We start from the raw sequence: 22,099 nt of genomic DNA on the forward strand, positions 1-22,099 counted from the left end.
AAAGAGCATCAATGAATGCAAAAACTTCAAGCAATAACAATGGAAGCAATAAAAATGGAAGCAACATCAATCACCATGCTTGGGGGCTTAAAAGTGAAGTTCGTCATAGGACGCAGCATAGGCTTTCTGGCAGCTATCGTCTGCGTAATTGGAATAACCGCAGGCTGCGGGGCATCGGCGGCAACCGATGGCGCAGAACATGCCATAAGCGCCGGAATCGGCGGAAGTAGTGGAGCCGTCGACATCACCGACTTTGCCGGTCGCAAAGTCAGCTTCGACAAAATGCCAGAACGAATTGTTGCGCTTGGCAGCGGAGAGGTGGATATCATCTACGCGTTGGGAGGAGAGGTCGTAGGCAGGCCCGATACAGAAGACTCCCTGCCGAATGAAAAAGCGGCCGCGGCAGCCAAGGTAGGTTCTACCCACACGGTTGATTTGGAAAAAATCGCGGTGCTCAAGCCGGATGTTCTGCTTGGCAATGATCCGCTTAATCTCAAGGATGTTCCGCTGCTGGAGAACATCGGAGCCAAGGTCGTGCTCACGCATGCCAATTCCGTTGAGGATATTCAGGAGCAGATCGAGCTGATAGGGCGGTTGTTGGGCAAGGAGGAGCGGGCTGCGGAGTTAATAGGGGACATAGAGGAAGGTTTGGCAAAGGAAGCAAAAAAACAGGCCAGAGATACCAGAGTATTGCTTGTTTACGGCGCTCCCGGGACTTACCTTGCCGCGCTGCCGAACTCCCTTAGCGGGGATATATTGGCGAAAGCCGGTGGCGTAAATGTTGCCGGAGAGTTTCAAGCCATGCAGAACTTTCCCCAATACGCCCAGTTGAATACGGAGCGGGTCGTGCAATCCAATCCCGAGGTTATTCTGATCATGACGCATGGCAGCTCGGAAGAGGTCGAAAAAGGGTTTGTGCGCGAGATGGAAGGCAGTCCTGCCTGGAATGCCCTAAGCGCCGTTCGGGAGGGCCGCATCCACGTGCTGCCGGCCGATTTGTTCGGAACCAATCCCGGAACGCGGGTGCTTGAAGCCATAGCGCTGCTGCAGGAGCTGCTGGAGCCATGAGCGTAAAATCCCGAAACAACAAAAGACGCTGGCTTGCCATCTTGGCCATTCCGGCCATTCTTATTGTATCGCTGTACGGAGTAGCCAGCGGCTCGGTTTTTATACCGCTGCCGGAAATCATTAAGGCGTTAAACGGAAACGGCGATGAAGCCTACCACACTATTATTTGGAATCTTCGCCTGCCCAGAGTGCTGGTGGGTCTGCTGGCCGGCGCTTGTCTTGCGGCTTCCGGCACGCTGCTGCAAGGCGTTATGCGCAATCCGCTTGCGGATCCCGGTATTATCGGCGTTTCAGCGGGGGGGGGGCTGGCAGCCGTCATTGCGCTGGTGCTATTCCCGCAGCTCTCCTATCTGCTGCCGGCGTTTGCTTTTGGAGGCGCCTTGATCTCCGCTTTGCTTATCTATTTGCTGGCATGGGATGGAGGAAGCTCCCCGGTCAAAATCGTGCTGGCGGGAATTGCCGTCAACGCGCTGTTGGGCGCTGTCATGAACGGCATTATGGTGCTCCATACCGACCGTATTCAAAGCGTTATTCCATGGCTGGCCGGCGGATTAAGCGGCCGAAGCTGGCCTCATCTGACCTTTATGCTGCCCTATGCCGCAATTGGTTTGCTGCTGACGCCTTTTGCGGCCAAAGCGTCCAATTTGCTCATATTGGGCGACCAATCCGCCCAATCGTTGGGGCAGCATGTGGAGCGGCAACGTTTCCTCATCATCGTGTTGGCGGCACTTCTTGCGGGAACGGCCGTCAGCGTCGCCGGACTTGTTGGTTTTGTCGGTCTGCTGGTTCCCCATGCGCTGCGGCTGGTCATAGGGGAGGATCACCGCTATCTGCTGCCCTTTTCCATCGTGGGGGGCGGAGTGCTCATGGTGCTGGCGGATACCATGGCCAGAAGCTGGTTTGATCCGCTCGAGCTGCCGGCAGGGATTTTGCTTGCTTGCGTAGGGGCTCCCGTTTTTCTCGTCTTGCTCAAAAAAAGGAGGCTGATCCGGTAATGGCTTTAGATATCAGGGAATTGTCCTACACCTTCGAACGGTTTCAGCTTCAGCACATTCATCAAAGCATACCTGCTGGCAAAATCACTTCCATTGTGGGCCGCAATGGTTCCGGCAAGTCGACGCTGCTTCGCCTCATTGCAAGATTGATGAAGCCGGATAGCGGAGAAATCCGCTACCAGGGGCAGCAATCCAAGGCCTACTCCCGCAAGGAATTCGCCAAGCTCGTCTCCCTGCTGGGCCAAGAGAAGGGCCAAATTCCGGATATTACCGTGCGGGAGCTGGTCGCTCTAGGCAGAGCGCCACGCCAATCTCCATTTAGGCAGCGGCTTTCGTCAACCGATCAATCCGCTATTGATTCGGCCCTGTCTGCCGTCGGCATCCGGCATCAGGAGGAACGATTGTTCCATACCTTGTCCGGCGGAGAGCAACAAAAAGCGAGAATTGCAATGGCGCTTGCCCAGGAAGCGGACATCGTGCTGCTGGATGAGCCCACGACCTACCTGGATTTATGCCACCAGCTAGAGCTGATGGAGACGCTAAAGCGCCTGAACCGGAAGCTCGGCATTACCGTCGTGATGGTGCTGCATGATTTGCAGCAGGCGGCCGCATACAGCGATCATCTGATCGCGATGGAGAACGGCAGCGTAGCGGCAAGCGGTCCGCCGCATGCCGTCATCAACCCCGCTTTTATGCTCAATGTATTCGGGGTTGCGGCCAAGGTTGATTTTAATGGAAGTTATCCCGTCATTATCCCCATACCAATCAAAAACGAGGAGGAAAACAAAATGGTAATTGTAACGAATGTATCGCAAATCACAAAGGGCAATGGAGAGAAGCTGATCGAGCGTTTCAACAAGGTAGGCAAAGTGGAAGGAATGGAAGGTTTTCTGGGTCTTGAGGTGCTTTTGACGGAAAATACGAAGGAATATGATGAAGTGTCGGTTGTAACCCGCTGGGCCAACAAAGAAAGCTTCCAGGGCTGGACTCGGAGCGAGGCGTTCCGCGAATCCCATTCCCACCGCGAGACGCCGGAATACATCATTTCCAACAAAATCGTATTTTATGAGGTGAAGGTTGTACGCCAGCCTCTCCAGCAATCCCTGGAAGCCCAAAACGCATAACCGAAGCAGACCGGATTTCTGGATCGGATTTCTGAACAATTTTAAAATGCACGAACTCCTTTTATAGCGGGCTATCAGGGATACAGCAGTTGCCTTGAGGCCCGTTAGGTCTGTTGCAGGAAAGAAGTTGAAGGGATATTCAGGAAAAAAGGTGTTGACATAGAGGATTTTATATTGATAATCTTGTAGTTGATAATAATTATCGTTATCATATAAAATTCTGACCGATATGTAACCGACGAATATGCAAGCTCCGATAGAATCCGTTGATCGAAGGGAAGGAACAACCTTGAAGGTAATTCAGACTTTGAAGTGGATAGGCATGTTTGTGCTTGTATTCCATGTGCTGATTAACCCCCAAAAGGCACAGGCCTCAAGCCAATTGGCAGACGGCACCTATACAGCCGATTATCTGGTGCTCAAAGCGGAGGATGACTCCGTGTCCATGGCCAATGACTATTGGGAAAAGCCGGCTACCGTAACGTTGAGCGGCGGCAAAGCCAGTATTCGCCTCACCATTAATCACAGCAAATGGGTAACGGAGTTTAAAGTGCCTTCCGGCGGAGGGTATGCCGACACGCGCGTCATATCCAGCAGCAAAAGCAAGGATACCCGTCTCGTTGAATTCGGGACGGATGACATCAGCAAACCAATCGTGTCCAAAATTCACGTTACGGTTGAAGAAATCGACTACGATCACGACTATACGATACGCATTGTATTCAAAGAGGATAGCTTCAAGTTGATTAAGGCGGCTGAAGCGGCAGCCGCGACCGTGAAGACGGAAGCTGTATCGACGGCAACCGCAGTGCCGACGCCTGCGCTAGCCGGCAGCGATAAGCCATCGGTTTCAACGAAACCATCCGGCTCCGAGAAACCTGCCGTTTCGGCATCGGCTGCACCAGGCCAGACTGTAGTTCCGGCAGCGCCTTCTGCTTCGGAAGCCGCCCTAGCGGCAGAAAGTGATAGCGCCAAGGAGAGTTCTCCCGAGCCTGATGGAGGTGCAGAGGGGGCTGAGCCATCTCAAGCGTCCGACCTGACTGCGGAGCTCAGTGAGGAAGCGGGAACCCCGGCAGCGGATTCCAGCAACAAGGCTGAAGGCGATGATCACGGCGGCGAAGAAGGACCAGCGCTTGCAGGAGGTGCTGATGCGGCGGCTGAAGAGCGCGCTTCATCAGAAGAACATGTGGTAGCCGACAGCACAGCTGAAAGCGGCCTTGAGGCAGAAAATGGAGAAGACGGCGGCTTGACGGCGGCAGCTCCTCAGAACAAGGAGGAATCGACATCCGGTTACGCGTTTCTGTGGTGGCTGCTGACGGCGGTTATCCTTCTTGGGGGCGCAGGAATCCTGTACGCCAGAAGGATGAAAAAACGGTAGGCGGCGTAAAAGCCATATGCCGTACAGGAGGATACAATGAAATTTTTGAATAGCTGGAAATCCGCAATGACATGGATGCTGCTGCTAACGGTACTGCTATTATCGGCTTGTGGTGCCAATTCAGCAATGGAACAGGGAGAGGCAGCGGCATCCCCGGAGTTGGGTCAAGAACAGAAAACGGAAGGCCCTCAAGACGATGGGAACAGACAGCAAGCAGTTGACTCGCAGAGCGAAGGAACGCGGCAGGAGGATGACAAGCAAGGGGATGACGAGGCTGACGGCGAACACCGCATCGTGTCCACGACGGTTGCGATTACGCAAATAATGGATCTGCTGGAGCTTGATCTGGTGGGAATCCCCAAAAGCGTAAAAACATTGCCTGAACGCTATAACGATGTCACCAAGGTAGGCAACCCTATGAGCCCGGATATGGAAATCGTCAAATCGCTTGCGCCAACCGATGTGCTTTCCGTGACGACGCTTCAATATGAATTGGAGCCAGCCTTCGACAATGCGGGAATCGCGGCTAGTTTTCTGAACTTGACCAGCATGGAAAATATGCAAACCGAGATTTTGAAGCTGGGAGAAAAATACGACAGAACCGAACAAGCGGAAGCCATCGTACGGGAATACGATGCCAAGCTGGAGCAGATCAAAGCTGCAACCGAGGGGAAGGAAAAACCAAGCGTACTGATTCTGATGGGCGTTCCCGGAAGCTACTTGGTAGCGACGGAGCATTCCTATATCGGCGACCTGGTGAGACTGATGGGCGGCGTAAACATTGTGCAGGGAGAATCGGTGGAGTTCTTGGCCTCCAATACCGAATACCTGCATCAGTCTAATCCCGACGTCATTCTGCGGGCAGCCCATGGCATGCCGGAGGAAGTCGTCAAGATGTTTGACGCGGAGTTCAAAAAGAACGATATATGGAAGCATTTCAAGGCGGTCCAGAATGATCGCGTATACGATCTGGAAGAAACGTTGTTTGGAACAACCGGTAATTTGGCGGCAGGCGAAGCGATGGATGTGCTGCTGCTAATGCTGTATCCGTAATGCGAAAGGAATGTGACAGATGGCCAGGCCTATTGTCGTATTAAGCTGCACGACGCTGCTGTTGATCGCGGCCGCCCTTTATTCCGCCACGACAGGAAGCTTGAAGATCGGTTTGCTTGAGTTGGTGCAAAGTCTTTTTAGCGGTTTCAGCGAACAGGGACAAATCGTCAAGGATTTGCGGTTTCCCCGCATCATCGTCTCCATGCTGGCGGGAGCTGCGCTTTCCGTATCCGGCGCGCTGCTGCAAGCCGTTATGAAAAATCCGCTGGCGGAGCCCGGCATCATCGGCGTTTCTTCGGGAGCGGGGCTGGTTTCTTTAACCGTCGTGACTCTTTTTCCGGCGCTGTATTTCTGGTCGCCGCTCTTCTCCGTGCTGGGCGGGGCGTTTGCCTGCTATCTGGTCTATTCCTTGTCATGGAAATCGGGATTGAGCCCTCTACGTTTGATCCTGGTGGGCGTAGCGATCAACGCTACCTTTACGGGACTGGGGCAATCCTTTAATTATCGCGGCAGCTACGCGGTGACAAGCGTCAATCAGGCGGTGTCATCTATTTTCACCATGAAGACCTGGGAGGATGTGCAGATTCTGGTCGTCTTCGGCGGTATAGGCTTGCTGTTGGCGATGCCGCTTGGCCGCTGGTGCAATATGCTGGCATTCCGGGATGAGACGGCCAAAAGCCTGGGCATGAGGGTTTTGCGGACCCGGCTGATTCTCTCGGCCGTAGCGGTACTTCTGGCCTCGGTCGCAACTGCGGTAGGCGGCCTGATTATGTTTGTAGGTTTGCTTGTGCCGCATATCGGAAGGCTGCTGCTGGGAGCCGACTTTCGTTACTTGCTGCCATTTTCCGCGGTTGGAGGCGCGCTCCTGATTCTGATTGCCGATACGCTGGGGCGCACGATACTTGCCCCGGTCGAAATTCCGGCTTCTATTATTATGACGGTGATCGGCGGGCCGTTTCTAATTTATATGTTGAAGCGCAGCGATCGCAAGCTCTAGCGTTAACCCGGGTTGGCAAATTTTCAAAAGGGATGGCAGGGAGGGGGAGTTTGTTAATGAAGCAGGTGCTGATTACGGATGATGATGATCACTATAGAGCGTTGCTCGGCCATTATATGGCCCAAGAGGGATTTCGCGTGCTGGAAGCTCAAAATGGGCGTCAAGCAATGAGTTTGCTGGAAGGAAATGTTGTCGATTTGGCCATTATGGATGTGATGATGCCGGAGGTCGACGGTTATTCGCTCTGTCAATATGTCAGAAAACATTATGATATACCCGTTATTATGCTGACGGCGCGAGATCAGCTTAGCGACAAGGAGCAAGGTTATCTGAGCGGAACCGATGACTACATAACAAAGCCGTTTGAGTTGCCGGAGCTGCTGTTTCGGATCAAAGCCCTGTTTCGCCGGTACTCCCTTGTCTCCAGCGACCAGATCAAGCTGTCCGGCATCGTGATCGACCGGAAAAACTACGAGGTGCAGGCTGGCGACGAAGTGTTTTTTTTGCCGCTTAAGGAATTTGAATTGCTGGCGCAGCTGGCGCAATACCCAGGACGACTTTTCTCGCGCGTAGAGTTGATCCGGCTTGTTTGGGGACTCGGCTACGAGGGCGACGAACGGACGGTTGACGTCCATATCAAACGTTTGCGAAAACGATTTTCCGAAAACGCGTGGAGCTTTGGCATACAGACGGTCAGGGGAATCGGCTACAAGTTTGAGGTAAGCCCGGCATGAGGTCGCTTTATTTTCGCGTATTCGTCATTACCATCTATACGATAACGCTCAGCAGCCTGTTGGGGTTTATCGTCTCCAATGTGTATTATCACTGGATGCTTAAGCCTTACAATGACGCCAAGCTATCCAGCATTGCCGGACACATACGCGAATTTGCCCAGCGCAATCCCGAACTGCTGCAGGAATATTTGCAAAATGCCGCGGATTTGGGTTATCAGCTTTATGTATACAGCGATGACGGTGCGGGCATCTTTTATGGAAGCCCGTTTCGCGATCCGGAGTTGCCGCAATCCGTCGCTCGGGAGGTGCTGGAGGGCGAGCCGTATCATGGCGTAGCCCGGTTCCCCAGCCACCTCCTCATTACGGGCTATTTTAAGAACAGCCTGGAAAATTCGGTTGGCCTGCCGCTGGAGGTGGGCGACAAACGGTACGCGTTGTTTTTGAGGCCGGACGTTTCCTTGCAATTCGGGGAGCTGCGAATCTTTTTTGCGATGATCCTGGTATTGTCCATCCTGTTCAGCATCCCTTATTTTCTGCTGAGTACCCGCTATCTGGTTCAGCCCATCACATTTTTGACGGAGGCGACCAAAAGAATCGCCCAAGGCGACTTTAATCTACGGCTTCCCACCAAGCGAAGGGATGAAATCGGACAATTGGCGTCTCATTTTCAGATCATGAGCAGTCAGTTGGAACGTTCGGACAAAGCCAGGAAAGACTTTGTCGCTAACGTCTCGCATGAAATCCATTCCCCGCTGGCTTCCATACAAGGCTTTGCGGATACGCTGCTGCAAGATGGACTGAATGATGGTCAGAAGCGTTATTATGCTGGAATTATCGGCCAGGAAGCGCGCCATTTGACCGCTCTCAGCAGGCAGCTTCTTTTGTTGTCCAAGCTGGACCATGACAAGGAAGACATAGCCAAAACCGTTTTCCCCGTGAAGTCCCAGCTTAGGCAAAGCCTCAAATTGCTGGAGTGGCAATTGACCGAAAAGGGGCTGGCCGTGCGCATGCAGGTACCGGTTGAGCTTCATGTTTTTGGGGACGAAGTGCTTCTTGTGCAGGTATGGTCCAATCTGCTGTCGAACGCGGTCAAGCATATAGCGGAAGGGCGATCGATCGAGATTAAGGCGTTCCAGGAAAACGGCTGTACCGTGGTTAATATTTCGGATAATGGAGACGGCATTCCGGAGGAGCAGCTTCCTTTTATTTTTGACCGGTTTTACCGTGGAGACGGCGCAAGGCAGAGGGGAGCGGGCAGCACGGGGCTTGGGCTGTCCATCGTCTGGGAAATTGTCAAGCTTCATGGCGGAGAGATCGGGGTTAAGAGCATTGTCGGGAAAGGAACGACGTTTTCTGTACGGCTGCCTTATGGGCACAAACCAACCGGACGAGGAGCCAATCGGTAAAAAGCAAACCAAAGATGCCGGAAAAATGGAGTTCGTAGGTATAATTTCGTGTTTGGCGCACCAACCTAAATGGAAAAGCGGTGCGCTTTTTTGGCGTGAAATTTTGCTTTTGAAGGGCCAGCGACGGGCATTTGGCGAGAAGCTTTGAATCGTCAGAAAATTTAAACGAAGACACTTGACCTCGGCCTTGTTTTGCGTATAATAAAGTTAAAGTCAAAGAAAGTCAAAGTCAATGGGAGGCTGGTGATTTGCGTAACATTTCCGACCTCATTGAACATTATTTAAAGCAGATGCTGGATGGGAGCGAGGAAGGCGCAGTCGAGATCCAACGCAACGAGCTGGCGGACCGCTTCTCCTGCGTGCCGTCGCAGATCAATTATGTAATCAGCACAAGATTTACGCTGGAGAAGGGCTACATGGTTGAGAGCAAGCGCGGCGGAGGGGGATACATCCGTATTCAGCGAGTGGATCTTCCCGCTCTTAAAAGTCTTCAGCACCATATTGAGGGCACCATCGGACGCAGCGTCGATCAGGCTGCCGCAGAAGGGCTGATCTATCAGCTCGAGGAAGCGGGAATCGTCTCCAAACGCGAAGGCAATATGCTTCGCGCGGCCATTCACAGGGATACGATAGCGTTAATGTTGCCAGCCCGTGATGAGATAAGAGCCCGATTGCTGACGTCCATGCTCATTTCGTTGCTGGTCAAATAGGACCGGCGGAAGGGAGGGGCTAACGTTGATTTGCCAGGAATGCGGCCAGAGGCCGGCAAGTTTGCATTTTACAAAAATCATTAACGGCGAAAAAACAGAATTCCATATCTGCGAATCCTGCGCCCGTGAAAAAGGCGAGGGCATACCGGGTTCGCCCGGAGGGTTTTCCATCCATAGTCTTCTATCCGGACTTCTGGATTTTGGTGCAGCAGGAATTGCGGGCCAGCATACAATAGGCAATGCGCCGCCGCAGCAGATTCGCTGCGAGGATTGCGGCATGACCTATGCGCAGTTCAGCAAAATCGGCCGTTTTGGATGCAGCTCCTGCTACCAGGCCTTTAACGAACGTTTGGACCCCCTGCTTAAGCGAGTGCATAGCAGCACGGCTCACAGCGGAAAGGTTCCAAAACGGACGGGCGGACAAATCCAGTGCAGACGGGAAATCGAGAAGCTGCGCCGTGAAATGCAGAGCCATATCCAGGAAGAAGAGTTCGAGAGCGCGGCGGGGCTGCGCGACCGGATTCGGGAGCTGGAGAAAAAGCTCGCAGAGCAATAAGGATGCATGGAAGGAGTGAGTCTGGTGAGCAATCACCGATTTTCGCGTGATGCGCTTAGCGATTGGATGCGAGGCACAGGTCCCGATTACGATGTTGTGATCAGCAGCAGAGTACGGCTGGCCCGCAATCTGAGACATCAGCCGTTCCCGCTCCTGGCGACAGGACAGCAGGCCATCGAGGTCCAGAAGCAGCTGACTGCGGTTAATGAAGAAGGACGGCTGAACAGCATAGGGACATTCGAAACGATTCTGCTCTCCGATCTCAGCGAGTTAGACAAGCGGGTGCTGGTGGAGAAGCATTTGATCAGCCCGGCGCTGGCGAACGAGTCGCGAGGCGGAGCCGTCATGCTGAGCGACAACGAAGCGGTAAGTATTATGGTTAACGAAGAGGATCATTTGCGCATCCAATGTCTATATCCCGGCTTTCAGATTGAAGAGGCCTGGGCATTGGCAAATGGAATCGATGATATATTTGAGGAAGCTGCGGACTTTGCGTTCGACGAAAAAAGGGGTTACTTGACGACATGCCCTACAAATGTAGGGACTGGAATTCGAGCTTCGGTGATGATGCACTTGCCTGCGCTTGTGCTGACTCAGCAGATCAACCGGATCTTGTCGGCAGTCACCCAGGTGGGCCTTGCTGTTCGGGGGCTTTACGGGGAAGGCAGCGAAGCGCTTGGCAATCTGTTTCAGATTTCCAATCAGATCACGCTTGGACTCTCCGAGGAAGAAATTATCGACAACCTGCATGGCGTTGCGAAGCAGATCGTGGAGCATGAACGCGCAGCCCGCAAACGGCTGCTGGAGGAATCCAGGGTTCGGATCGAGGATCGAGTAAGACGTTCCTATGGCATTTTGACGCATGCGGTTATTATGGATTCCAAGGAGGCGGCCCAGCGTCTGTCGGATGTCCGATTGGGCGTGGATTTGGGCATATTGCCTATCATTACGCCGCAAGTCATGAATGAATTGCTGGTGATGACGCAACCCGGTTTCCTGCAGCAAGCGTTTAATGAAAAAATGAGCGCGGAACAAAGGGATTGCCGGAGAGCTGATTTAATTAGGGAGAAATTGGGTAATCAAATGAATCATGGGGGTGCAGAACAATGATGTTTGGACGATTCACGGAACGCGCGCAGAAGGTACTTGCATTGGCTCAGGAAGAGGCGGTTCGCCTCGGACATAACAATATCGGCACCGAGCATATTTTGCTGGGACTTATTCGGGAAGGCGAAGGCATCGCCGCCAAAGCTTTGACCGGTCTGGGATTGGGATTGGAGAAAATTCAGGACGAGGTGGAGGCGCTTATCGGACGCGGCCAAGAGCAGCCGAACAATATCGCCTACACGCCCCGCGCCAAAAAAGTCATTGAGCTTTCCATGGACGAAGCCAGGAAGCTGGGCCACACTTACGTAGGCACCGAGCATATTCTGCTTGGCCTGATCCGCGAAGGCGAAGGCGTTGCCGCTCGCGTGCTCAACAATCTCGGCATCAGCCTGAACAAGGCGCGCCAGCAGGTTCTGCAATTGCTTGGAAGCAGCGAAGCGGTATCCAGCAACCATGGCGCGCCGGCTAACGTCAGCACGCCAACGCTGGACGGACTGGCACGCGATTTGACCGCCTATGCCAAGGAAGGCAATCTGGATCCTGTTATCGGACGCAGCAAGGAAATCGAGCGCGTCATTCAGGTGCTTAGCCGCAGGACCAAAAACAATCCGGTGCTCATCGGTGAACCCGGCGTCGGCAAAACAGCAATCGCGGAAGGTCTGGCGCAAAAAATCATCGCCAACGAAATTCCGGAAACGCTGCGCGACAAACGCGTTATGACGCTGGATATGGGCTCCGTCGTTGCGGGTACCAAATACCGTGGCGAATTCGAGGATCGCTTGAAAAAAATCATGGACGAAATTCGCCAAGCCGGCAATATCATCCTGTTTATTGACGAGCTGCATACGCTTATCGGAGCGGGAGGCGCGGAAGGCGCCATCGACGCATCCAACATTCTGAAGCCTGCGCTTGCGCGCGGCGAGCTGCAGTGCATCGGCGCTACGACGCTGGACGAATACCGCAAGTACATCGAGAAGGATGCAGCGCTGGAGCGCCGCTTCCAGCCGATTACGGTCGATCAGCCTTCCGTGGACGAGGCCATCCAGATTCTTCATGGCCTGCGCGACCGCTACGAAGCTCATCACCGCGTCAAAATTACGGACGAATCCATCGAGCAAGCCGTTAAGTTGTCGGACCGCTACATTACGGACCGCTTCCTGCCGGACAAAGCAATCGACCTGATCGACGAAGCAAGCTCCAAGGTAAGGCTTAACTCTTATACGGTACCGCCAAACCTGAAGCAGCTTGAAAACCGTCTGGAGGACATCCGTAAGGAGAAGGACGCAGCGGTACAAAGCCAGGAGTTTGAGAAGGCGGCTGCGCTTCGCGATACGGAGCAAAAAATCCGCGAAGAGCTCGACGTTACGAAAAACCAGTGGAAAGAGAAACAAGGCCGTACCGATTCCGAGGTTACGCCGGAGGATATCGCTCAGGTTGTGGCAAGCTGGACCGGCATTCCGGTCAGCAAGCTGGCGGAAGAGGAAACGGAGCGTCTGCTGAAAATGGAGGACATTCTGCATGACCGGGTTATCGGTCAGGAGGAAGCCGTTAAATCCGTTTCGCGCGCGATTCGCCGTGCTAGAGCAGGCCTCAAGGATCCAAAACGTCCAATCGGCTCCTTTATTTTCCTCGGCCCAACAGGCGTCGGTAAAACGGAGCTGGCGAGAGCGCTGGCGGAATCCATGTTTGGCGATGAAAATGCGGTGATCCGCATCGACATGTCGGAATACATGGAGAAACACTCCACTTCCAGACTGGTTGGAGCGCCTCCGGGGTATGTCGGCTACGAGGAAGGCGGCCAACTGACCGAAAAAGTGCGCCGCAAACCGTATTCCGTCGTGCTGCTGGACGAAATCGAAAAAGCGCATCCTGAAGTGTTCAACATCCTGCTTCAAGTGCTGGAAGACGGCCGTTTGACGGATTCCAAAGGCCGAGTGGTCGATTTCCGCAACACGCTGATCATCATGACGTCAAACGTGGGCGCCGATCAGATCAAGAAAAATTCCTCGCTTGGCTTTACGGCGGTACAGGATGCGGGCCGCGACTTTATCCTCATGAAGGATAAAGTGATGGCGGAGCTGAAGAAGAGCTTCCGTCCGGAGTTCCTGAACCGGATCGACGAAACGATCGTGTTCCATTCGCTGGGCGAAGAGCACATCGCTCAAATCGTAACGCTGATGTCCGACGAGCTGCGCAAGCGCCTGCGCGAGCAGCAAGTTGACTTTACGCTGACGGATGCAGCCAAGGCGTTCCTGGCCAAGGAAGGCTACGATCCGCAATATGGAGCTCGTCCATTGCGCAGAGCTATCCAGAAGCACATCGAGGACCGTCTGTCCGAAGATTTGCTGATGGGCCATATTCAAAAAGGCGATACCTTTGTCATCGACGAAAAAGAAGGCGCGCTTGTCGTGAACAAAATCGTTCAGGACCCAGCGCAAGAGCAGCCTGCCGCTCAATAAAGACCGTATACAAATGTAACCCCCCGATTCTTGCGATGCAAGAGCCGGGGGTTTTTTTGGCTTGATTCTGATAATTGATATTGATTTTGATTTTGATTTTGATTTTGATTTTGATATTGATTTTGATTTTGATATTGGGGTTGATGTTGGTGTTGGTGTTGGTGTTGGTGTTGGTGTTGATTTTTATACTGGTTTTGATTGAGACTTTTATTGTTTCTAACGGTTTCTAACGCGTGAATCACTTTCGACGGGGACTCGATCTGTGGGCTCGCGTTTTTTTTATGGACAAAAAAGGCCGTTAGAACACATTTAGGGCATCGAGAGTCATTCTAATGGTCATATATGTCCATTACTGCAAAAATAAAGCGAAAAATCTTCTTTTTCGGGCCCTAATGGACAGAATCGTCCGTTACAAGCGAGAATTTGCCTCAAAACGGTTTTAATGGACAGATTTGACCGTTAGGCGGCCATGCAGGGCAAGTAGTGCAAACAGTGCAAAAATGGCAAGCAGGCAATGCAGTGCAAGCAGTGGAAGCAGTGGAAGCAGTGCAAACATGGCAAGCAGGCCATGCAGGGCAAGCAGGGCAAGCAGGCAATGCGGTGGAAGCAGTGCAAACATGGCAAGCAGGCCATGCAGGGCAAGCAGTGGAAGCAGTGCAAGCAGTGCAAGCAGGCAATGCAGTGCAAGCAGCGCAAGCATTGCGGTCAAATCGAATAATAGCCATATGGTAACGGTGGCTGGCGATAGACATTAGACGACGTTGTTGCTGATCGTGCGCAAGAAGCCTTGCTGGGAAGCTGCGTCAAAGAGTTGATTAAAGGATTCTGCTTCGTCCGGTTGATACTCATACCATTGGTCCGCTGTCGCATCATAAAGCAACCAAGCCGGATATGGAGCTAACAGCTCGGCCGGAAAGTCGTTATTCAAGCTATACAACTCAAGCCGCAAAACAGAGCCGCCATCTTTGTCCAAAAAATCATTTTGGGGTCCTGGCGTATAGGAGCCTGGATCAACACTGCCCGTAATCCGATTTTGAACGAGTGGCGCTTCCACGGGCTTCCCTTTGGACTGCTGGAACAAATGATAAAAAGCTTCAACGTAGGCATTGCCCGTTATCTCAGAGACGATGCTGCCCATTGTCATGCGGACTTCGTTCTGCATGGCATAAATCTGTTTTCCTTCAATAATGAGAGGCGTGGTTTCAATTGTAACCGTTGGGCTGACATAATCCACCTTATACCCAAACGTTTCCGAAATAAAACGAAGCGGAACAAAAGTGTGCTTGTTCTTGATATAAGGCGCGACGTCCATCTGAATCGTTTTTCCGTTGACTATGGCTGTTTTGCTGTTTGCTTTCAGAGTAACTTCCAAATCATGCTTGGTTATTTTGACTTCAGGATCCAGCCATTCCACATGGGCGGCCAGGTTTTCACTTATTACGCGCAGAGGGACCATCGTGCGGTAATTTTTTGTTTCGGGCTTTACATCGCTTTTGATCGCGACGTCATCGATTTTGATTTGCAAGCCGGCGGCATAAGCGGGCGAAGCAATCAAACTTAACAATAGTGCAAAAATCAGGACGGATACGATTTTCTTCATTTCGGTCTCCTTTCAAAATCACCATGCTAACAAAAATGTGTTTCCTCTAGAACAAGGGAAGTCCAAAATTATAGACGCAATTACCGGGAAAAGGTTCCTTTATTTATTAAAATTTGGATAAAGAATGCCGATGAATGGCAGAACATTAGTAGAGGGAAGTCTAAGCTTCCGCTTAAAAGGAGGAGTCAAGGCATTTGGGGATGTCGGATCGTATTTTTTATAAAAAAATCACTTTTTCAAAATTGTCGAAAAAGCCTGAATAGCCGCCAATACGCAGGGGCGAGCCGTTGTTGTGTGGAAAGTGACAATGAAATTTGTGAACGTTAAGACTTTCTACATTCGACATATGATGGTAAACTCAAGGTAAACTGATTAGAATCATGAGAGAATCCTTCTGAAGGAGTTCGGAATGGCCAAAATAAAACTGAAGTTTGTCTGCACCGATTGCGGCGCCGAATCGCCCAAGTGGATGGGGAAATGCCCCGGCTGCAATGCCTGGAACACCATGGTGGAAGAAAAGGAAACCGTCGTCAAAACAAAGGGTGTCGGCTTATCGGGAATCCATACGAAAGAAAAGCCCCAATCCATCATACATATAGAGAGCGGGCAGGAGCCGCGCATCGAAACGCGAATGGTGGAACTGAATCGCGTGCTCGGCGGCGGCGTTGTGCCCGGCTCCCTTATTCTGGTGGGCGGCGATCCCGGTATCGGCAAGTCGACGCTGCTGCTGCAAACCTCGCACGCGCTGGCGAGCAAAGGATTGAAAGTGCTGTATATTTCCGGCGAAGAATCCGTCCGGCAGACTAAACTGCGGGCAGATCGGCTGGGAGCGCTTTCCGAAAATCTCTTTGTGCTGTGCGAGACCAATATGGAGCATATTAATGATGCGATAGAATCCGTCAATCCGGAATTTCTGGTGATTGACTCCATCCAGACCGTCTATGACCCCCGCGTGGAGTCGGCGCCCGGCTCCGTATCGCAGGTTAGGGAATGCACAGCCCATTTCATGCGTACGGCCAAAATAAAAGGCGTTGCCACGGTACTGGTCGGCCACGTGACCAAAGAGGGCGCTATTGCGGGACCGCGGCTGCTGGAGCATATGGTGGATTGCGTGCTCTATTTTGAGGGCGAGCGCCATCATACGTACCGATTGCTTCGGGCCGTGAAGAACCGTTTTGGCTCCACTAACGAAATTGGCATATTCGAAATGATCGAAGACGGGCTGCGAGAGGTGTCGAATCCATCGGAGCTATTCCTGTCGGAGCGGCCGCTAGGCGTGGCAGGCTCCACGGTTGTCGCCAGCATGGAAGGGACGCGTCCCGTGCTGGTGGAGCTGCAGGCGCTTGTAGCTACGACTCATTTCCCCTCGCCGAGACGGATGTCCACGGGAATCGATCATCATCGGATGGCGTTGATCATTGCGGTGCTGGAGAAGCGCAACGGGATGTTTCTCCAGACGCAGGATGCGTATTTGAATGTAGCGGGCGGAGTCAAGCTGGATGAGCCCGCGGTGGATCTGGCGGCCGCGGTGAGCATAGCCTCCAGTTTCCGCGATGCTCCGACCAAACCTTACGATGTTATATTCGGAGAGGTTGGCCTGACGGGCGAGGTAAGGGCAGTATCCCGTGCGGAGCAGCGAGTGAAGGAAGCGGAGAAGCTTGGGTTCAAAAGGGTGATCATGCCTGAGAAAAGCCTGAAGGGGTGGAAAGCTCCCCAAGGGATCGAATTGATTGGCGTCAATACAGTATCGGAAGCACTTAAAGCAGCGCTTGGATAGGGGGCACAGATGAAGGAACAGACTCAGCAGGAAGTCATGAATCAGCTTTTGCAGCTGGTGGCGCCAGGAACCCCTTTTCGGGAAGGGCTTGAAAATGTGCTCAGAGCCAAAACAGGGGCGCTTATTGTGGTGGGATACAGTCCGGAGGTCATGGAGGTCGTTGACGGAGGTTTCTCCATCAACTGCGATTTTTCCTCCAACTACCTCTACGAGTTGGCCAAAATGGACGGAGCCATCATTATGAGCGAGGATATGCGGCGCATTTTGTATGCCAACACGCAGCTGATTCCAAACAGCAGCATTCCATCCATTGAAACAGGCATTCGCCATAGGACAGCGGAGCGTGTGGCGAAACAAACCGGCAAGCTGGTGGTATCCATCTCCCAACGGCGGAATGTGATTACGTTGTACCAGGGCAACCTGAGGTATTCGCTTAAAGATATTGGCGTCATTCTCACCAAGGCCAATCAGGCCATCCAAACGCTGGAGAAATATAAGGCAGTTCTTTCGCAATCCCTGACCAACCTGTCGGCGCTGGAGTTTGAAGAGCTGGTAACGCTGCAGGAAGTTGCCCATGTCATTCAACGGCTGGAAATGGTGCTTCGGGTCAAAACGGAAATTAACCGCTATATCAACGAGCTTGGAACGGAAGGCCGCCTGATCAGCATGCAGATGGATGAGCTGGTGGGTGGCGTTGAAGAGGATGCCTGGTATTTGATTAAGGACTATGCCAAGGATAACAGCGATGAAAAGATCAAGGAAATTCGGGCAGGCCTGAAAAAGCTGAGCGCAGACGAGCAGTTGGATGGAGCGCCCATTGTCCGTTTGCTGGGTTATCCTCAGGGTCATAATATGGCAGAAGAATCGGTTTCGCCGAAAGGTTATCGCCTGCTTGGAAAAATACCGCGTTTGCCGCTTGTTATAATGAACAATCTTGTGGAACGCTTCCAGAATCTTCCCCGGATTCTAATGGCAACCATTGAGGAATTGGATGAAGTGGACGGCATCGGAGAGGTTCGTGCGCGGGCAATCAAGGATGGATTGAAGCGGATTCAAGAGCAGATGTTCATTGACAGGCAAATTTAAATCTCCTACAATGGATTGAATGTGTGCCAAACTTTAGGCGATAGGATCGAGGCCGGGTTTGGGCATATTAGAGAAGAGGTGGAACAGATGATTGCAAAATCGATACCGAGCCTTCTCACGGTTGGCAATTTGTTTTTGGGCGTTATTGCCATTATTCTGGTTTTTAACGACAATCCCGGAATGGCGGCCATGATGGTTCTGATTGCCATGCTGCTGGACGGGGTTGACGGTCGTGTGGCGCGTGCGCTTAACGCGCAAAGTGAGTTTGGCAAAGAATTGGATTCGTTGTCTGACGTTATTTCCTTTGGAGTAGCGCCGGCTTTTATTATGTACGTCGTTGCGTTTCAAGATTTGAATCATGCTTTGGCCTGGACCACAACGGCCATTTTCCCGATTTGCGGAGCGCTTAGACTGGCAAGATTTAACGTGGTTGCGAGTTCCCCTGGTTACTTTATCGGTCTGCCGATCCCTGCTGCAGGCGGTGTGTTAGCAACGCTTGCCCTGTTTAAAGAAGATATTCCGTTGCCTGTGCTGCTGGGCAGCATGCTGCTGCTTTCCTTCCTGATGGTCAGCACGATTCGTTATCCTAACTTTAAGAAGGTAGGCATTCCGCGCAGCGCGGTATGGGTTGTTCCTATCATTGTTGTTGTATCCGTTGTGCTGGGCCTCTTATTTGAGAACCAGCTGTCCAAAATATTGTTTGTGCCGTTGCTGCTATATGCGCTGTACGGCTTAAAAAAAAACGTTGACCGCCGGCTTCCGAAAGCGCGCAAGCGCCGTGCATTAGAGGAAGAATCGGAGGAAAAGGTTAATAACGAAAAGCCGGCCTGATAAACGGACTGGCTGACAGACTGTCTTGCATGCGGATTTTTTCGCAGGCAAGGCGGTCTTTTTTTTGTGCGACAGCATCACCAGCCTCCCGCTAAAAGAAAAAAAGCGCAAATGCCGGCACGGTTGCCGCCACTTACGCTTTAATTGCCACATAAGAAATCAATTCTTATTGGCGATAAAACCTACCGCTACACGCGGCCGCTCATCTTCGAGAGGCATGGGTAGAGGTTTCTCATCAGGTTAAATTAATCAGGTTAAATTAAACAGGCCAAGCGTAGAACATTTGTCGTATTCCTCGGCAACAACTTCATCCAAATTAATGTGCAGCAGATTGCATAATGCCGTCATATAGAACAAATTGCGGCCAAGCTCGCTCCTTAATACTTCGTTGCAATTCTCGCAGAGCGAACCGGACAGATGGCTTTGCAGCGTTTCCTTGGCATTTTCCAAATCCGGCTTGTCCGAATAATGCTGTTTTCTGGCATTCAGCTCAATGCAACCGCAGTCCGTCACTGCTTTGGAAACGGCGCGGTTTACCGAAGCGCCGGATTGTCCAAGCTTTGACATCACGTCAAGCAAACTGCGATGTCTGAGGAGAAGCTCCGAAACTTGCTGTTGGAATTGCTCCAGTGTGGGAGCGTTAGTGGATTCCACTTCAATCACCCGCCTTCGCGAAGAAGTTATCTCTTACCTATTATAATCTTCCTTTGGTCGTATTTCCACATGCCGGAAGCCACAGGTTCGTCCCGGGACCGCTTCAGCAAGGCTGAAAGGCCGCCGGCAGAGGTTTTCTCCTTTTTGCAAATTTTCACTCCGCCTCCGATTAGAGTTCCAAAGTTTGGAACATAATTGTAATGGAGGTGAACCGTAATGGTTAGAGTAGTCATTCAATTGATTGGTCTCGTGATCGGCGGCATGGTCGGCGGAGAGGTATACGGATTGATGGATAGCACCGCGGCTTGGTCAGGGTCGTCTTACGGCATGCTGGAGCAGTCCGGAACTTATTACATGAATGTTGCGGTTGGCGCACTGATAGGGGGTATTGCAGCCTCTTTTCTGGCTGCACCTGCAGTGAGGTTGTTTGGAAAAGGCGTGACCCTGATAGCGGAATTGCCGCTCAGGCAGCTCATGGTCGGTATTTGCGGGCTTGGGGCGGGATTATTGATGTCCGTTTTGCTGCATCCCGCTGTTTCCGATTTGCAGGGCATCGGCAGGCTGCTGCCTGCGCTGCTCGCATTGGGACTTGGGTACGGCGGACTGCGAATCGCGCTTGCGAAGCAGGATGAAATTGCGACGGGTTTTGCCGCACTGATGGAAAGGCCGGCCGCTCCTCAGCAAGAGGAGGAGAACCCGCGGTTCGAAGAGCACAAAATATTGGATACAAGCGTCATCATCGATGGACGGATTGCAGACATTTGCAAAACGGGATTTATCGAAGGCACGTTGGTTATTCCGGAGTTTGTGCTGGAGGAGCTGCAGCATATAGCGGATTCCTCGGATTTGCTCAAACGCAACCGCGGCCGGAGGGGGCTGGACATCCTTAACAAAATCCAGAAGGAGCTGGACGTCAAGGTGCTGATCTACGAAGGCGACTTCGAAGAGATCGGCGAGGTGGACAGCAAGCTGGTCAAGCTGGCGAAGGCGCTGCGCGGCAAGGTAGTCACCAATGACTTCAACCTGAACAAGGTATGCGAACTGCAAGGGGTTTCGGTGCTTAATATCAACGATCTCGCCAATGCCGTCAAGCCGGTTGTGCTGCCGGGCGAAGAAATCGTCGTCCAGGTTATCAAGGACGGCAAGGAGCATGGACAAGGCGTTGCCTATCTGGATGACGGAACGATGATTGTTGTGGAGGGCGGACGCGATTATATCGGCACCACGATGGAGGTGCTGGTAACAAGCGTTTTGCAGACAAGTGCGGGCCGCATGATTTTTGCCAAGCCGAAGCTGTTGGAAAAAGCTCAGTAACAAGGTATGATAGAACTAATTCCTTGAGCTTAAGGCAGGTAGAATGAATGGCAATTAACAAATGGGGTGTTGTCATCGTTGCGGCCGGTCGCGGTTCGCGGATGGGAACTGAGGAGAGCAAGCAATATTTGCTGCTTGACGGCAAGCCGATCCTGGTCCATACGCTGGAGCTATTCCAGCGCATGGACCTTATTGGCGAGATTGCGCTTGTTGTGGGCAGCGGCGATGTGGAACGTTGTTGTGAATGGGTCGAAGCTTACGGCTTGACCAAGGTCGGATCGGTGCTGGCTGGCGGAGCCGAGCGCCAGCATTCCGTATTATGCGGCCTTCGGGCGCTTTCTTGCCAGTGGGTGATGGTTCATGACGGCGTTCGTCCGCTTGTGACGGAACGGGCTGTGACGGCTTGCGCCGATGCCGCCGTTCAGACGGGCGCCGCCGTGCTTGGAGTGCCGGTGAAGGACACCATCAAGCAGGTGAATGCTTCTGGCGCAATTGTAGACACGCCGGATCGCTCGGCTCTGAGAGCGATCCAGACGCCGCAGGCTTTTCGGCGGGATTTGCTGCTGTCTGCCCATGAGCGGGCCGCGCAAGAAGGTTTTTTGGGCACGGACGATGCAATGGTAGTTGAACGCACGGGGACTTCGGTCGTTGTTGCGGAAGGAGAATACACCAATATAAAGATTACGACGCCGGAGGATTTGCCTTACGCAGAATTTCTGCTTGCGCAGCGTTTGGCGTCGGCAATGGGAGGTGAACGGAATGATTCGGGTAGGACAAGGATTTGACGTCCATCAGCTGGTTGAAGGACGTCCTTGCATCATTGGCGGAGTAACCATTCCGTACGAAAAGGGATTGTTGGGCCATTCCGATGCGGATGTGCTGCTTCACGCTATTAGCGACGCTATTCTGGGAGCGTTGGGACTTGGCGATATCGGCAAACATTTTCCGGATACGGATGAGGCGTATAAGGACGCGGATAGCGTCAAGCTGCTGGAGCGGGTATGGGAGCTTGCCGTAAGCAGAGGGTACAAGCTAGGCAATGTGGATTCCACGATTATTGCCCAAAAACCGAAAATGCTGCCTTACATACCTCAAATGGCCGAGGTTATCGCACGTACGCTGGGGGCCGAAGAATTGTTGCAGGTGAACGTAAAGGCGACAACTACGGAGCAGCTGGGCTTTACGGGCCGCGGCGAAGGAATTGCCGCGCAATCCGTCGTTTGCTTGATCAAGGAAAGAGAGGGATAGTT

Annotated in this window: 22 protein-coding genes; 19 read left to right on the top strand and 3 right to left on the bottom strand. The window is 52.5% G+C overall.

The window, feature by feature from the left end; genetic code table 11:
* Positions 1-54: 54 nt before the first annotated feature.
* From ACX93W_RS23870 to ACX93W_RS23930, 13 genes are all read left to right on the top strand, one after another.
* The gene (locus tag ACX93W_RS23870; RefSeq protein WP_459394893.1) at positions 55-1,068 is read left to right on the top strand and encodes an ABC transporter substrate-binding protein; all 1,014 of its coding nucleotides are present in this window, start codon (positions 55-57) and stop codon (positions 1,066-1,068) included.
* Entirely contained in the window at positions 1,065-2,063 is a 999-nt protein-coding gene (locus ACX93W_RS23875; protein WP_459394894.1) for a FecCD family ABC transporter permease, read from the top strand. Before ACX93W_RS23870 ends, ACX93W_RS23875 begins: the two co-directional genes overlap by 4 nt.
* Positions 2,063-3,187, top strand: coding sequence for a heme oxygenase (isdG, locus tag ACX93W_RS23880; RefSeq protein ID WP_459394895.1), 1,125 nt, complete (start codon positions 2,063-2,065; stop codon positions 3,185-3,187). The genes ACX93W_RS23875 and isdG overlap by 1 nt, the downstream gene beginning before the upstream one ends.
* Positions 3,188-3,476: 289 nt before the next feature.
* On the top strand, positions 3,477-4,565 hold the full coding sequence (gene isdC, locus ACX93W_RS23885; RefSeq protein WP_459394896.1) for a heme uptake protein IsdC: 1,089 nt from the start codon (positions 3,477-3,479) through the stop codon (positions 4,563-4,565).
* A gap of 75 nt (positions 4,566-4,640) precedes the next feature.
* A complete protein-coding gene (gene isdE / locus ACX93W_RS23890; protein WP_459394962.1) occupies positions 4,641-5,618 on the top strand; it encodes a heme ABC transporter substrate-binding protein IsdE in 978 nt (325 codons plus the stop codon).
* Between the two features lie 19 nt (positions 5,619-5,637).
* Positions 5,638-6,615: a FecCD family ABC transporter permease gene (locus ACX93W_RS23895; RefSeq protein ID WP_459394897.1), complete on the top strand. Its 978-nt coding sequence runs from the start codon at positions 5,638-5,640 to the stop codon at positions 6,613-6,615.
* Between the two features lie 50 nt (positions 6,616-6,665).
* Positions 6,666-7,349 carry a response regulator transcription factor gene (locus ACX93W_RS23900; protein WP_459394898.1) on the top strand — a complete coding sequence of 228 codons (684 nt, stop codon included), beginning with the start codon at positions 6,666-6,668 and terminating at the stop codon, positions 7,347-7,349.
* Entirely contained in the window at positions 7,346-8,755 is a 1,410-nt protein-coding gene (locus ACX93W_RS23905; protein ID WP_459394899.1) for a sensor histidine kinase, read from the top strand. Before ACX93W_RS23900 ends, ACX93W_RS23905 begins: the two co-directional genes overlap by 4 nt.
* 248 nt (positions 8,756-9,003) lie before the next feature.
* Positions 9,004-9,465 carry a CtsR family transcriptional regulator gene (locus ACX93W_RS23910; protein ID WP_459394900.1) on the top strand — a complete coding sequence of 154 codons (462 nt, stop codon included), beginning with the start codon at positions 9,004-9,006 and terminating at the stop codon, positions 9,463-9,465.
* 25 nt (positions 9,466-9,490) lie between these two features.
* Positions 9,491-10,021, top strand: coding sequence for a UvrB/UvrC motif-containing protein (locus tag ACX93W_RS23915; RefSeq protein WP_459394901.1), 531 nt, complete (start codon positions 9,491-9,493; stop codon positions 10,019-10,021).
* Positions 10,022-10,027: 6 nt separating this feature from the next.
* Complete coding sequence (locus tag ACX93W_RS23920; protein WP_459394902.1) at positions 10,028-11,131, top strand: protein arginine kinase; 1,104 nt, start codon at positions 10,028-10,030, stop codon at positions 11,129-11,131.
* Positions 11,128-13,587, top strand: a complete 2,460-nt coding sequence (gene clpC / locus ACX93W_RS23925; protein WP_459394903.1) for an ATP-dependent protease ATP-binding subunit ClpC — start codon at positions 11,128-11,130, stop codon at positions 13,585-13,587. The genes ACX93W_RS23920 and clpC overlap by 4 nt, the downstream gene beginning before the upstream one ends.
* Positions 13,588-13,648: 61 nt before the next feature.
* Complete coding sequence (locus tag ACX93W_RS23930; protein ID WP_459394904.1) at positions 13,649-13,789, top strand: hypothetical protein; 141 nt, start codon at positions 13,649-13,651, stop codon at positions 13,787-13,789.
* 237 nt (positions 13,790-14,026) lie between these two features.
* On the opposite strand, the gene ACX93W_RS23935 is transcribed toward ACX93W_RS23930, so the two are convergent.
* Positions 14,027-14,296 carry a hypothetical protein gene (locus ACX93W_RS23935; RefSeq protein ID WP_459394905.1) on the bottom strand — a complete coding sequence of 90 codons (270 nt, stop codon included), beginning with the start codon at positions 14,294-14,296 and terminating at the stop codon, positions 14,027-14,029.
* 42 nt (positions 14,297-14,338) lie between these two features.
* The gene (locus ACX93W_RS23940; protein WP_459394906.1) at positions 14,339-15,187 is read right to left on the bottom strand and encodes a copper amine oxidase N-terminal domain-containing protein; all 849 of its coding nucleotides are present in this window, start codon (positions 15,185-15,187) and stop codon (positions 14,339-14,341) included.
* A gap of 409 nt (positions 15,188-15,596) precedes the next feature.
* On the opposite strand from ACX93W_RS23940, the gene radA reads away from it, so the two are divergent.
* From radA to pssA, 3 genes are all read left to right on the top strand, one after another.
* Positions 15,597-16,964, top strand: a complete 1,368-nt coding sequence (gene radA, locus ACX93W_RS23945; RefSeq protein ID WP_459394907.1) for a DNA repair protein RadA — start codon at positions 15,597-15,599, stop codon at positions 16,962-16,964.
* A gap of 9 nt (positions 16,965-16,973) precedes the next feature.
* Complete coding sequence (gene disA / locus ACX93W_RS23950; protein WP_459394908.1) at positions 16,974-18,050, top strand: DNA integrity scanning diadenylate cyclase DisA; 1,077 nt, start codon at positions 16,974-16,976, stop codon at positions 18,048-18,050.
* Between the two features lie 87 nt (positions 18,051-18,137).
* Positions 18,138-18,881 (top strand): CDP-diacylglycerol--serine O-phosphatidyltransferase, encoded by a 744-nt coding sequence (pssA, locus tag ACX93W_RS23955; protein ID WP_459394909.1) that lies wholly within the window; start codon positions 18,138-18,140, stop codon positions 18,879-18,881.
* A 249-nt stretch (positions 18,882-19,130) separates the two neighbouring features.
* Here pssA and ACX93W_RS23960 read toward each other — a convergent pair whose 3' ends face one another.
* Positions 19,131-19,535: a nucleoside triphosphate pyrophosphohydrolase family protein gene (locus ACX93W_RS23960; RefSeq protein WP_459394910.1), complete on the bottom strand. Its 405-nt coding sequence runs from the start codon at positions 19,533-19,535 to the stop codon at positions 19,131-19,133.
* Positions 19,536-19,751: 216 nt separating this feature from the next.
* Here ACX93W_RS23960 and ACX93W_RS23965 point away from each other — a divergent pair, with 216 nt between their 5' ends.
* Genes ACX93W_RS23965 through ispF form a run of 3 tightly spaced genes read left to right on the top strand, consistent with a single transcriptional unit; the run spans position 19,752 to position 22,097 of the window.
* Complete coding sequence (locus ACX93W_RS23965) at positions 19,752-20,849, top strand: PIN domain-containing protein (RefSeq protein ID WP_459394911.1); 1,098 nt, start codon at positions 19,752-19,754, stop codon at positions 20,847-20,849.
* Positions 20,850-20,896: 47 nt separating this feature from the next.
* Positions 20,897-21,634, top strand: a complete 738-nt coding sequence (gene ispD, locus ACX93W_RS23970) for a 2-C-methyl-D-erythritol 4-phosphate cytidylyltransferase (RefSeq protein WP_459394912.1) — start codon at positions 20,897-20,899, stop codon at positions 21,632-21,634.
* Positions 21,609-22,097, top strand: coding sequence for a 2-C-methyl-D-erythritol 2,4-cyclodiphosphate synthase (gene ispF / locus ACX93W_RS23975; RefSeq protein ID WP_459394913.1), 489 nt, complete (start codon positions 21,609-21,611; stop codon positions 22,095-22,097). The genes ispD and ispF overlap by 26 nt, the downstream gene beginning before the upstream one ends.
* The last annotated feature ends 2 nt before the right edge of the window (positions 22,098-22,099 follow it).

It is taken from the genome of Paenibacillus sp. CAU 1782 (genome assembly GCF_054551715.1).

Bases quoted from the DNA above. Each gene is read 5' to 3' on its own strand.
- ACX93W_RS23905 (WP_459394899.1), top strand. From the start codon at position 7,346: ATGAGGTCGCTTTATTTTCGCGTATTCGTCATTACCATCTATACGATA.
- pssA (WP_459394909.1), top strand. From the start codon at position 18,138: ATGATTGCAAAATCGATACCGAGCCTTCTCACGGTTGGCAATTTGTTT.
- disA (WP_459394908.1), top strand. From the start codon at position 16,974: ATGAAGGAACAGACTCAGCAGGAAGTCATGAATCAGCTTTTGCAGCTG.
- ACX93W_RS23940 (WP_459394906.1), bottom strand. From the start codon at position 15,187: ATGAAGAAAATCGTATCCGTCCTGATTTTTGCACTATTGTTAAGTTTG.
- clpC (WP_459394903.1), top strand. From the start codon at position 11,128: ATGATGTTTGGACGATTCACGGAACGCGCGCAGAAGGTACTTGCATTG.
- isdG (WP_459394895.1), top strand. From the start codon at position 2,063: ATGGCTTTAGATATCAGGGAATTGTCCTACACCTTCGAACGGTTTCAG.
- ACX93W_RS23920 (WP_459394902.1), top strand. From the start codon at position 10,028: ATGGAAGGAGTGAGTCTGGTGAGCAATCACCGATTTTCGCGTGATGCG.
- ispD (WP_459394912.1), top strand. From the start codon at position 20,897: ATGGCAATTAACAAATGGGGTGTTGTCATCGTTGCGGCCGGTCGCGGT.
- ACX93W_RS23895 (WP_459394897.1), top strand. From the start codon at position 5,638: ATGGCCAGGCCTATTGTCGTATTAAGCTGCACGACGCTGCTGTTGATC.
- ACX93W_RS23965 (WP_459394911.1), top strand. From the start codon at position 19,752: ATGGTTAGAGTAGTCATTCAATTGATTGGTCTCGTGATCGGCGGCATG.
- ACX93W_RS23870 (WP_459394893.1), top strand. From the start codon at position 55: ATGGAAGCAACATCAATCACCATGCTTGGGGGCTTAAAAGTGAAGTTC.
- isdE (WP_459394962.1), top strand. From the start codon at position 4,641: ATGCTGCTGCTAACGGTACTGCTATTATCGGCTTGTGGTGCCAATTCA.
- ispF (WP_459394913.1), top strand. From the start codon at position 21,609: ATGATTCGGGTAGGACAAGGATTTGACGTCCATCAGCTGGTTGAAGGA.
- radA (WP_459394907.1), top strand. From the start codon at position 15,597: ATGGCCAAAATAAAACTGAAGTTTGTCTGCACCGATTGCGGCGCCGAA.
- ACX93W_RS23875 (WP_459394894.1), top strand. From the start codon at position 1,065: ATGAGCGTAAAATCCCGAAACAACAAAAGACGCTGGCTTGCCATCTTG.